This is a genomic window from Blautia hansenii, assembly GCF_013304445.1.
Taxonomy (GTDB): domain Bacteria; phylum Bacillota; class Clostridia; order Lachnospirales; family Lachnospiraceae; genus Blautia.
This window is the reverse complement of the sequence record NZ_JAAITA010000015.1, coordinates 65,344-75,776: the sequence shown is the minus strand read 5'-3', so window position 1 is coordinate 75,776 and position 10,433 is coordinate 65,344. Positions and strand designations below refer to the sequence as shown.

Genomic DNA, 10,433 nt, shown 5'->3' with positions numbered 1-10,433 from the left:
TAATAATCAGCAAGGATGATTATAGGTTCTGTGGATAAAACTGCGGAAACTCAAGAAACAACTGTCTTGTCATATGTAAAAAGCTGTTGTATAATAACTGTCAAATGCTTTGGCAGGAGGATAAAAGAAGATGAAGTCCATAAAAGAAGAAATAGAACAATTAAAAAAAGAAAAAAATGCTGTGATATTGGCACATTATTATGTACCGGATGAAGTACAGGAGATTGCAGATTACATAGGAGATTCTTACTATTTAAGTAAAAAAGCAAAGGAAACAGAAGCAGAAATCATTGTGTTTGCAGGAGTTTCCTTTATGGGAGAAAGTGCGAAAATTTTGAATCCGTCAAAAACCGTGTTGATGCCGGATGGGGATGCAGACTGCCCCATGGCTCATATGGCGTCCGTGGAAAAAGTGCAGAAAATGAGAACAATTTACCAGGATTTGGCTGTGGTATGCTATATCAATTCCACAGCAGAACTAAAGACGGTTTCGGATGTCTGTGTGACCTCTTCTAATGCTGTAAAGATTGTAAAGGCTCTTCCAAACCGCAATATTTTCTTTATTCCGGATGGAAATCTGGCTGCTTATGTGGCAGAGCAGGTGCCGGAAAAAAACATTATTCCAAACGACGGATACTGTCCGGTACACAGGGAAATCACACCGCAGCTTTTGGAACAGGCAAAGAAAAAATATCCCCAGGCTGAGGTTCTTGTACATCCGGAATGTGTGCAGAAGGTGCTGCAGCAGGCGGATTTCATCGGCAGTACTTCGGAGATTATCAGTCATGCAGAACAGTCTTTTCAGAAGGAATTTATAATCGGTACAGAAGAGGGCGTTTTATATGAATTAAAGAAAAAATGTCCCGATAAAATTTTCCATTGTGTTATGGAAGGACAGTGTTGTTCTGATATGAAGAAGGTTACCTTAGAAAAGGTCAGAGACAGTCTGAAAAACGGAACGTATGAGATACAGGTACCGGAAGTGGTGAGTCAAAAGGCTTTAAAAGCGTTGGATACCATGTTGGAACTGGCAAAGTAAGGGGGAGCACAAATGGAAAAGATTCAGACAGACGCATTGATTGTGGGAACAGGCGCAAGTGGTCTTTTTGCAGCGCTTCATCTTCCTTTGGATATGCAGGTGCTGATGATTACAAAGGATGAAATTAAACACAGCGATTCTTATCTGGCTCAGGGGGGAATCTGCGTGTTGAGAGATGAAAATGACTATGACAGCTTTATGGAAGACACCTTAAAAGCAGGCCATTATGAGAACCGGAGAGAGTCTGTAGACATTATGATTCGCTCTTCCAGAGAGGTGATTGAAGAACTGTTGGAATATGGGGTGGAGTTTGCAACCAAAGACGGAAAACTGGATTATACCAGAGAGGGATGTCATTCAAAAGCCAGGATTCTCTTTCACGAAGATGTTACCGGAAAAGAGATAACGAGCAAACTTTTGCAGGCTGTACAGAAGCGTTCCAATATACGGATTCTGGACCATGTAACCATGCTGGATTTCATTGAAAAAGACAATTGCTGTCTGGGAATTATTGCAAGAACAGAGGAAGGGAAACATCTGGGAATCGAAGCAGGACAAACCATTCTGGCCAGCGGAGGCATTGGAGGTCTGTATCAGCATTCCACCAATTATCCTCATCTTACCGGAGATGCACTTGCCATAGCCATGCGCCATGGAGTAGAATTAGAACATATTGATTATATACAGATACATCCCACTACTTTGTATTCCACCCGCCCGGGCAGACGGTTTCTTATTTCTGAATCTGTGCGGGGAGAAGGGGCAAAACTGTACAATGCCAAAGGAGAACGGTTTGCCAATGAGGTATTGCCAAGAGACTTAATGACTGCAGCTATCCGCAGACAAATGGAAGAAGATGGGAAGCCTTATGTGTGGCTGGATATGACGGTTCTGGGCGAAAAAGTGATTTTGAATCACTTCCCTCATATCTATGAGAGGTGTCTGGAGGAAGGATATGATGTAACAAAAGACTGGATTCCCGTAGTGCCTGCCCAGCATTATTTTATGGGCGGTATTCGTGTGAATTCTGATAGCAAGACCACTATGGACAGGCTGTTTGCCGTAGGGGAAACCAGCTGCAATGGCGTACACGGAGCCAATCGTCTGGCAAGTAATTCTCTGCTGGAAAGCCTGGTGTTTGCCAAAAGAGCCGCCGGGAAAATACAGGAAGAGAGAAGTCAGAAAATATTTTTACAGGAGAGGGATTCTTCTGTATTTGAAGCTTTGTATCAGAAGGCAGAAAGGTGTATCAGCAGCCAGGAAGAAAGTCTGGCGGAGACATATAAGCGGGAAGTATTGTGTGAGATAGAAAGGGAGCGACAGGCAAAATGAATGAAATTACCATGAATTTGAATGCAGACCATTTAATCAGACAGGCTCTGCAGGAGGATATTACAAGCGAAGATATTACTACGAATGCAGTGATGAGAGAAAAGAAAGCGGGAGAGGTGCAGCTAATCTGTAAGCAGGAGGGTGTGATTGCAGGTCTGGCAGTATTTGAACGTGTTTTTCAGCTTCTGGACAGTGATACACAGGTGGAATTTTATGTAAAAGACGGAGACAGAGTGCAAAATAAACAGCTTCTTGGTGTGGTAAAAGGGGATATTCGTGTACTGCTTTCCGCAGAAAGAACAGCCTTGAATTATCTCCAGCGGATGAGCGGAATTGCCACTTATACCAGGCAGATTGCAGACCTTTTGGAAGGAAGCAAAACCAAACTTCTGGATACCAGAAAAACTACACCGAATATGAGAATTTTTGAAAAATATGCGGTAAAAGTGGGAGGAGGATACAATCACAGATATAACCTTTCCGATGGAATTTTACTGAAAGATAATCATATTGCAGCGGCTGGCGGAGTGCGTCAGGCCATTGAAATGGCGAAGGAATATGCGCCTTTTGTACGGAAAATTGAAGTGGAAACCGAGACATTGGACATGGTAAAAGAAGCAGTAGATGCAGGTGCAGATATTATTATGCTGGACAATATGACGCCGGAAACTATGAAAGCCGCTATAGAATTCATTGATGGACGTGCAGAAACAGAGTGTTCCGGAAATGTGACGAAAGAGAATATTGACAGGCTGATTTCTATTGGTGTAGACTATATTTCCAGTGGGGCTTTAACCCACTCCTCTCCGATTCTGGATCTTTCCCTGAAAAACCTTCATGAGGTGTAAAAGAGACGGGAAACCGAGTCGGTCTGGGGAAGAAAGGATAGGAAATATGGATGGAGAAACACGCAGAAAAGAAATTTTAAAATATATTTCAGAGAGTAACAAACCGGTGTCAGGAACAAAACTGGCAGAAATTTTTCAAGTGAGCCGACAGGTCATTGTGCAGGATATTGCTCTGTTAAGAGCGGCGGATTGTGAAATTCTTTCTACGAACAGAGGCTATATTTGCAGCAGTCCCCAGAAATGTATGAGGATCATACAGGTGTATCATACAGATGAGCGGATAGAAGAAGAGCTGCATGCAATCGTGGATTGCGGGGGAACAGTGGAAGATGTTTTTGTGCAGCATGAAGTTTACGGAGAACTACGGGCTGTGCTAAACATCAGTTCCAGACGGCAGGTGAAACAGTTTTTGGAAGACATTCGGACGGGAAAATCCAAACCGCTTACGAATATCACTTCCGGGCATCACTGTCATACTATCAGTGCAGACAGTGAAGAAGTTCTGGATATGATAGAAGAAAATCTGAGAAAATTGGGAATTTGTATGGAATAAAAGCAAGGAAAAGGAAAGAGATGGAGTTTTTCATAAGAGAGGCGAGAGCGGAGGAAGCCTCTTTGCTGGCAGAAATAGAAGCTTTGTGTTTTCCGCCGGCAGAGGCAGCTTCTAAAGAGGAAATACAGAAGCGGATGTGTGCTTTTTTAGAGAATTTTTTTGTGGCAGAATCAGATGGGAAAATTGTTGGATTCGTCAACGGAGGAACCACGGACCAGCCAAAGCTGCCGGATGAAATGTACCACGATGTAAGTCTGCATAAGCCCTGGGGAGCTTATCAGACGGTGTTTGGTTTAAATGTATTACCGGAGTACAGATGTCAGGGGATTGCAGGGAGACTGCTGGAGTATCTGGTGGCAGAAAGCAGAAAAAGAGGAAAAAAAGGTGTGATTTTGACTTGCAAAGCGCATTTGACAGGATTCTATGAAAGCCACGAATTCCAGAATTTTGGCATAGCAGAATCGGAGCACGGTGGGGCTGTGTGGTATGATATGAGAAGAGAACTTTGAGAAAATGGGGGAGTGATGACAGATTGCTTCCCTGTTTTTTAATTTTTTATTGTATACAGTCGTGTATAATGGTAAGATAGCAGAGGGATGAAAGAGAAATAAGATATCACTATGAGAAAAGTACAGGAGAGTAATCTATGGAAAAACTAACAATGAGACAGATACTGTCTCTGACGCTGACATTATTTGCCGTATTCTTTGGAGCAGGCAACATGATTTTTCCGCCGGCTATGGGACAGCTTGCGGGAGAAAATTATTTGCAGGCACTTGCCGGTTTTATACTGACAGATGCAGGTATTGCCTTGCTGGGAATGATTGCGGTGGTGTTGGTAGGGAACAAAATTATGGACCTTGGGGATCTTGTGAGCCGGAGGTTTTCTTTGCTTTTATCCGTAATGGTGTATTTGCTGATAGGGCCGCTTTTTGCGCTGCCGCGAACAGGAAGCGTATCGTATGAGCTGGCGGTTCGCCCGTATGTGCCGCAGCAGTATGCGTGGCTGGTCTCTCTGGCGGTGACAGCCGTGTTCTTTTTGCTGACCTATTATCTTAGTGGAAATCCAAGCAAGGTTGTGGATATTATCGGAAAATATATGACGCCAGTACTGATTATAAGCATTGCCCTGCTTTATCTGGTATGCCTGTTTTCAGACAAATCCGGGAATACGGTACAATATGGTGCTGTTCAGAAAGCTGCAGGGGAATACCAGGATATTGCGTTCTTCAAAGGTATGATTGAAGGGTACAATGCCCTGGACGGTCCTGCAGGTCCTGTATTTGCCATTATTATTATCAATGCCGTCACCGGTTTTCAGGTGAAAAAACGGAAAAATGTAGTGAAATATACGATTATTTCCGGAATCGGAGCGGTGCTGATTCTCAGCGGTATTTACTACATGTTGACGTATATCGGTGCCATTACGCATACAACCTTTGAAAACGGAGGAGCGCTTCTGCATGCTGTGGCTAGTGATTTGCTGGGCCCTGTGGGAGGAATCGTGCTGGGTGTTTCCGTTTTTCTGGCCTGCATGACAACTTCTATTGGACTGACCACTTCCTTTGCAGATTATTTTCATGAATTGCTGCCATCAGTGTCCTATCGCAAAATAACGGCAGTGGTGTGTCTGTTCAGCTTTGCAGTCAGCAATGTAGGTTTGTCATATCTGATAGCAGTTTCTCAGCCGGTACTGATGATGATTTATCCGGTATTAATTGTGCTGATTGTACTTTCGTTTGGAAGAAAGTGGATTGGGGATAAGAAAATGGTCTATATACTCAGTATGGCCGCAGCTTTTGTTCTTGCTTTTATCAATGCTATGGACAGTGCAGGCATAAGCCTTGGCATACTGACTGTATGGGGACGAAGCCTTCCTTTTTATCATCTGCACCTGGGCTGGATGCTGCCGGCAGTGTGCGGAGCAGCCGTGGGCTTTCTTCCGGTTTGGAAAAGAAAAAAAAGTATTTAGGAAATTTATTTTTGTAATTGTTTCATTTCTGTATGCAGCTTGCCGGCAAAGGTATCCAGCATATGAACGGTTGTGCGCATATCATCCCGGGTAGTTTCCGGATGGAGCGCACAGATTCGCAGCACTTTTTTGCCGTTTAACACTGTGGTAAAAAGTGCGGCATAACCGCTGGCCAGCATGCGTTCAGAAATGCGTTCATTTAATAGGTCGGTTTCTTCTTCCGTCAAATCTTCGGAAGTATAGTGGAAATTTACCATGGCAAGCTGGGATTTCGATACGATTTCCCAATGGTCCAGTTCCAGAAGCGCTTCTTCGGCCCAGTCAGCCAGTTCAAATCCATGTTCAATGGCGCTGCCAATCAAATCCGTGCCCAATACCTGCAGGGTCAGCCATAATTTCAGGCCGCGGGCAGGGCGGGTCAGTTCCATGCCTATATCCCAGGTATTGATATGCCTCATATCCCCCTCCACATCTTTTAAATATTCCGGATTTACATGAAAACTGTGGAACAGATGTCTCACATCCTTTACCAGAACCATGGCACAGCCATAAGTCTGAAACAGCCATTTGTGGGCGTCCCAACTGATACTGTCGGCCAGCTCCGTGCCCTTTAGCAGGTGTTTATAACGGGGGCTTAACAGGACGGAAGCGCCATAGGCCCCGTCAATGTGAAACCAGAGTTCATACTTGGAACAGATGGCTGCCAGTTCTTCCAGAGGATCGATGCTTCCGGTGTTTGTGGTTCCGGCTGTACCGATAACAACAAAGGGAATCAGTCCGTTTTGGGTGTCTTCCTGAATTTGTTTTTCCAAAACATCTGTGCACATCTGAAAGGTGGAATTGGAAGGGATTTTGCGGATACGGCTGTCCGGAATACCGATAATCCGCAGACCTTTGGCAACAGAGCTGTGGGTCTGGTCCGAGATATAAGCTGTGCCCAGGTGCAGGGTTTCATCATTTAATTTGTGGTCCCGGGCAGCAGTAAGAGCTGTAATGTTTGCCATAGAGCCGCCGCTTACAAAGACACCGCCCGCATTCTGGGTGAAGCCGGCCTGACGGCACAGCCATTGCAGAACTTCCTGTTCAATACAGTTGACCATAGGGGCCAGTTTGCTGCCTCCGGCATGAATATTATAGGCGGAAGTCATAATATCTCCCAGCCAGGAGATGGAGGAAGCCGGACCGGGTACAAAGCCAAAAAACCGTGGATGGTTCGCATCACCCCGGTAACGATACGCTTCTTCTGTCATTTTGGTAACGACTTCATCTACGGGACGTCCCTCTTTTGAAATTCCAATCTGCTTGATTTTGTCTGCTTGTCCTTCTTCCGTATACCAGGTGACTTTCTGAGAATGAATATCATGCTTTTCAAGACAGAAATTGTGTACAAATTTTTTTATGGCCGCTTCTAACTGGGCGCTGTTTAAAACATTTTCACTGTTTAGCATGGTTGCTTGTCCTTTCTTTTTCGCCATTTTTTCATATATTTCATATATTTTGTTGGCTTTTTTACTTTTTGAAAATCAACCGTAAATCTTTACGGTAGAATAAGTTTATTGTATACTACAGTTATATATCTGTAAAATTCATATATTTGATAATATATATGAAAAAAATTAATAAAGAGCTGAAGAGTAAGGAAAGAGATACATGGAACTGAGAAATATCAACACTTTTTTGAAGGTGGCAGCAACTCAAAATTTTTCAAAAGCAGCAGAACAACTGGGATATTCCCAATCCGCTGTGACTGTGCAGATACAACAGTTGGAAAAAGAACTGGAAACTCCGCTGTTTGAACGAATTGGAAAGCGGGTTTTTCTAACGGAAAGGGGAATGGAATTTACTTCTTATGCCAATGAAATCATGGGGGCGGCCAACCGGGCCCGGTTTTTTGCAAAGGAAAAGGGGGAACTGGATGGAACCTTACGGATTGGCGGGGTAGAATCCGTCTGTACCGCTATGCTGCCAGATTTCCTGCTGACTTTTCACAGCAGTTATCCCAGAGTGAAAATCACCATAAAATCAGGCACAACAGAAGAACTGATGGAAATGGCGAGGAGCAATGAAATTGATTTTGTCTTTACGCTGGACAGAAAAATATGCAGCGGGGAATGGGTGAAAGTTGTGGAAAGGAAGGAGCACATTTTGTTTGTGACCCTGGCGGAACAGTTACAGGAAAGAAAAGAACAGATACCTATACAGGAATTGGTAAAAAAGCCCTTTTTGCTGACAGAATTGGGAGCCGCTTATCAGTATGAATTGGAACGGCTGCTGTCCGAGCGGGATTTGGAAATTATGCCGATTCTGGAAATCGGCAATACGGAAACCATTATTCATCTGCTGAGAAAGGGTATGGGACTTTCTTTTCTTCCGGCATTTACGGTGAAGGAGGAATTGGAGAAGAAACGATTTTCGGAAGTCCGAACCAATCTTCCGTCGGTGGTGATGTACAGCCAGCTGCTCTATTGCAGGAACAAATGGGTGACACAGGAAATGCAGAAGTTTGCGGAATTGGTGGGAGGGAGGATTGACTAGCTAAAGACTGTAGAATCGGAAACTGAAAAATTATTCACACAAAAAGCTTTCTATATGATAAAATCAATATCATATCCTGCTGGCGGGATTAAAAAAATGAAAGATGAGGATACAGAGATGAAAATAGCAGTAACTTATGATAATGGAGAGGTATTTCAGCACTTTGGAAAGACGGAATATTTTAAAGTATATGAAGTGGAAGACAATAAAGTAGTTTCCAGTGAAGTGATGAGTTCTAATGGTTCCGGACATGGAGCGTTGGCCGGACTTTTAGCAGAACAGTCTGTTGATGTATTGATTTGCGGAGGCATTGGCGGTGGAGCTCAGACGGCTCTTGCTGAGGCGGGAATTGAATTGTGCGCGGGAGCCCAGGGGGATACAGACCAGGCTGTGGAAGCTTACTTGAAAGGGGAATTAGTATCCACAGGAGTAAACTGCAATCATCACCATGAAGAGGGACATAGCTGCGGAGACCACGGAGAGGGACACAGCTGTAGCGGAAACTGCGGTGGACATTGTGGTTCTGCGCCGGTGCTGACAGGCCGTAATGTTGGGAAAGTCTGCCGTACCCATTACAGAGGAACCTTTAATGATGGCACACAGTTTGATTCTTCCTATGACAGAGGGGAACCGTTGGAGTTCACTTGCGGAGTGGGTCAGATGATTAAAGGTTTTGATGCAGCAGTGGCAGATATGGAAGTGGGTCAGATTGCGGAGATTCATTTGATGCCGGAAGAGGCGTATGGAATGCCGGACCCCAATGCGATTTTTACCGTTGAGATTGCACAGCTTCCGGGAGCGGAAGATTTGGAAACGGGACAGCAGGTTTATTTATCCAATCAGCTTGGACAGCCATTTCCTGTTAAGGTGACAGCAAAAGATGAGAGTACAATTACGTTTGATGCCAATCATGAGATGGCGGGAAAAGAACTGAATTTCCGTATTGAACTGGTAGAAGTGAAATGAGAAAATGAAAAAAGCCGGAAAAGGTGTTCGGGCATGTGTTGTAATCCTAAGATATCCTAAGATATTTTGCAGAAAAATTCAAAATATCTATTGACGAATAAAAGGATTTCTGTTAGTATATTAGCGTATGCCGCACAAAGAGGTATAAGTACCGTGTATACGGTCACCATATTTGGCGAGTAATGATAATAGGAGGTGCCATATGTACGCAATTATTGCAACAGGTGGTAAACAGTACAAAGTAGCCGAAGGCGATGTTATCAGAGTAGAAAAGCTTGGAGCAGAAGCTGGTGAAACTGTTACATTTGACCAGGTACTTGCTGTAAGCAACGACGGTTTAAAAGTTGGCGAAGACGTAGCCAATGCAAGTGTAACTGCATCTGTAGTTGAAAACGGTAAAGCGAAAAAGGTTATCGTTTACAAATATAAGAGAAAAACCGGATACCACAAGAAAAACGGTCACAGACAGCAGTTTACTAAAGTTAAAATTGAAAAAATCAATGCTTAATTCATTATGATTAAAGTGACGATTTATCAGAATTCAGAGCAGAAAATCTTAGGTTTTGCCATGCAGGGTCATGCAGGATATGCCGAAAGCGGCAGTGATATTGTGTGTGCAGCTGTATCGGTGCTGGCGCAGAATACAGTGAATTCCATTGAGCAGTTTACAGAGGACAGGTTTACTGTGGATGTAGATGAGCAGATGGGAGGGCTGGATTTCAAAATAGAGCCGGGATATTCCAAAGAAACGGCGTTGCTTCTGAATTCGCTTATCCTTGGTTTACAGGGGATAGAAGAAGAATACATGGAGTATATCGATGTAATATTCGAGGAGGTGTAAAGACATGTTAAAAATGAACCTTCAGTTATTCGCTCATAAAAAAGGTGTTGGTTCTACAAAGAACGGACGTGACTCTGAGTCTAAAAGACTTGGTGCCAAAAGAGCTGACGGACAGTTTGTAAAAGCTGGAAACATCCTCTACAGACAGCGTGGAACAAAAATTCATCCAGGCGTAAATGTAGGCAGAGGCGGAGACGACACATTATTCGCATTAGTTGATGGTGTTGTTCGTTTCGAGAGAAAAGGCAGAGACAAAAAACAGGTTTCTGTAGTTCCAGTGGCTACTGAAGAGTAATTACGATAACAAGGCGGCTTCAAATCTTTCAGGGGTTTGAAGCCACTTTTTT

12 protein-coding genes are annotated in these 10,433 nt (G+C 43.7%); 11 read left to right on the top strand and 1 reads right to left on the bottom strand.

Going from position 1 to position 10,433, the window contains the following annotated elements; all coding sequences use genetic code 11:
• Window positions 1-130: 130 nt before the first annotated feature.
• The 6 genes from nadA to brnQ all read left to right on the top strand — a co-directional run bounded on the left by nadA (window position 131) and on the right by brnQ (window position 5,744).
• A complete protein-coding gene (gene nadA / locus G5A70_RS11350; protein ID WP_173749753.1) occupies window positions 131-1,039 on the top strand; it encodes a quinolinate synthase NadA in 909 nt (302 codons plus the stop codon).
• A gap of 12 nt (window positions 1,040-1,051) precedes the next feature.
• Entirely contained in the window at window positions 1,052-2,371 is a 1,320-nt protein-coding gene (locus tag G5A70_RS11345) for an L-aspartate oxidase (RefSeq protein WP_173749752.1), read from the top strand.
• Entirely contained in the window at window positions 2,368-3,219 is an 852-nt protein-coding gene (gene nadC / locus G5A70_RS11340; protein WP_173749751.1) for a carboxylating nicotinate-nucleotide diphosphorylase, read from the top strand. Before G5A70_RS11345 ends, nadC begins: the two co-directional genes overlap by 4 nt.
• 46 nt (window positions 3,220-3,265) lie before the next feature.
• On the top strand, window positions 3,266-3,772 hold the full coding sequence (locus tag G5A70_RS11335; RefSeq protein ID WP_173749750.1) for a transcription repressor NadR: 507 nt from the start codon (window positions 3,266-3,268) through the stop codon (window positions 3,770-3,772).
• 20 nt (window positions 3,773-3,792) lie between these two features.
• Window positions 3,793-4,281, top strand: coding sequence for a GNAT family N-acetyltransferase (locus G5A70_RS11330; protein ID WP_173749749.1), 489 nt, complete (start codon window positions 3,793-3,795; stop codon window positions 4,279-4,281).
• Window positions 4,282-4,418: 137 nt separating this feature from the next.
• A complete protein-coding gene (gene brnQ, locus G5A70_RS11325; RefSeq protein WP_173749748.1) occupies window positions 4,419-5,744 on the top strand; it encodes a branched-chain amino acid transport system II carrier protein in 1,326 nt (441 codons plus the stop codon).
• 5 nt (window positions 5,745-5,749) lie between these two features.
• On the opposite strand, the gene G5A70_RS11320 is transcribed toward brnQ, so the two are convergent.
• The gene (locus G5A70_RS11320) at window positions 5,750-7,192 is read right to left on the bottom strand and encodes a pyridoxal phosphate-dependent decarboxylase family protein (protein ID WP_173749747.1); all 1,443 of its coding nucleotides are present in this window, start codon (window positions 7,190-7,192) and stop codon (window positions 5,750-5,752) included.
• Between the two features lie 202 nt (window positions 7,193-7,394).
• Here G5A70_RS11320 and G5A70_RS11315 point away from each other — a divergent pair, with 202 nt between their 5' ends.
• The 5 genes from G5A70_RS11315 to rpmA all read left to right on the top strand — a co-directional run bounded on the left by G5A70_RS11315 (window position 7,395) and on the right by rpmA (window position 10,381).
• Entirely contained in the window at window positions 7,395-8,279 is an 885-nt protein-coding gene (locus G5A70_RS11315) for a LysR family transcriptional regulator (protein ID WP_173749746.1), read from the top strand.
• A 117-nt stretch (window positions 8,280-8,396) separates the two neighbouring features.
• Window positions 8,397-9,245, top strand: coding sequence for a NifB/NifX family molybdenum-iron cluster-binding protein (locus G5A70_RS11310; RefSeq protein ID WP_173749745.1), 849 nt, complete (start codon window positions 8,397-8,399; stop codon window positions 9,243-9,245).
• A 202-nt stretch (window positions 9,246-9,447) separates the two neighbouring features.
• Entirely contained in the window at window positions 9,448-9,753 is a 306-nt protein-coding gene (rplU, locus tag G5A70_RS11305) for a 50S ribosomal protein L21 (protein WP_072449352.1), read from the top strand.
• A gap of 6 nt (window positions 9,754-9,759) precedes the next feature.
• Window positions 9,760-10,086 (top strand): ribosomal-processing cysteine protease Prp, encoded by a 327-nt coding sequence (locus tag G5A70_RS11300; protein ID WP_173749744.1) that lies wholly within the window; start codon window positions 9,760-9,762, stop codon window positions 10,084-10,086.
• Between the two features lie 4 nt (window positions 10,087-10,090).
• A complete protein-coding gene (gene rpmA / locus G5A70_RS11295) occupies window positions 10,091-10,381 on the top strand; it encodes a 50S ribosomal protein L27 (RefSeq protein ID WP_072449350.1) in 291 nt (96 codons plus the stop codon).
• The last annotated feature ends 52 nt before the right edge of the window (window positions 10,382-10,433 follow it).

Excerpts from the sequence above, each read along its gene's own strand:
- G5A70_RS11310 (WP_173749745.1), top strand. The coding sequence starts at position 8,397 with ATGAAAATAGCAGTAACTTATGATAATGGAGAGGTATTTCAGCACTTT.
- G5A70_RS11320 (WP_173749747.1), bottom strand. The coding sequence starts at position 7,192 with ATGCTAAACAGTGAAAATGTTTTAAACAGCGCCCAGTTAGAAGCGGCC.
- brnQ (WP_173749748.1), top strand. The coding sequence starts at position 4,419 with ATGGAAAAACTAACAATGAGACAGATACTGTCTCTGACGCTGACATTA.
- G5A70_RS11345 (WP_173749752.1), top strand. The coding sequence starts at position 1,052 with ATGGAAAAGATTCAGACAGACGCATTGATTGTGGGAACAGGCGCAAGT.
- rpmA (WP_072449350.1), top strand. The coding sequence starts at position 10,091 with ATGTTAAAAATGAACCTTCAGTTATTCGCTCATAAAAAAGGTGTTGGT.
- nadA (WP_173749753.1), top strand. The coding sequence starts at position 131 with ATGAAGTCCATAAAAGAAGAAATAGAACAATTAAAAAAAGAAAAAAAT.
- nadC (WP_173749751.1), top strand. The coding sequence starts at position 2,368 with ATGAATGAAATTACCATGAATTTGAATGCAGACCATTTAATCAGACAG.
- G5A70_RS11300 (WP_173749744.1), top strand. The coding sequence starts at position 9,760 with ATGATTAAAGTGACGATTTATCAGAATTCAGAGCAGAAAATCTTAGGT.
- G5A70_RS11335 (WP_173749750.1), top strand. The coding sequence starts at position 3,266 with ATGGATGGAGAAACACGCAGAAAAGAAATTTTAAAATATATTTCAGAG.
- G5A70_RS11315 (WP_173749746.1), top strand. The coding sequence starts at position 7,395 with ATGGAACTGAGAAATATCAACACTTTTTTGAAGGTGGCAGCAACTCAA.
- rplU (WP_072449352.1), top strand. The coding sequence starts at position 9,448 with ATGTACGCAATTATTGCAACAGGTGGTAAACAGTACAAAGTAGCCGAA.
- G5A70_RS11330 (WP_173749749.1), top strand. The coding sequence starts at position 3,793 with ATGGAGTTTTTCATAAGAGAGGCGAGAGCGGAGGAAGCCTCTTTGCTG.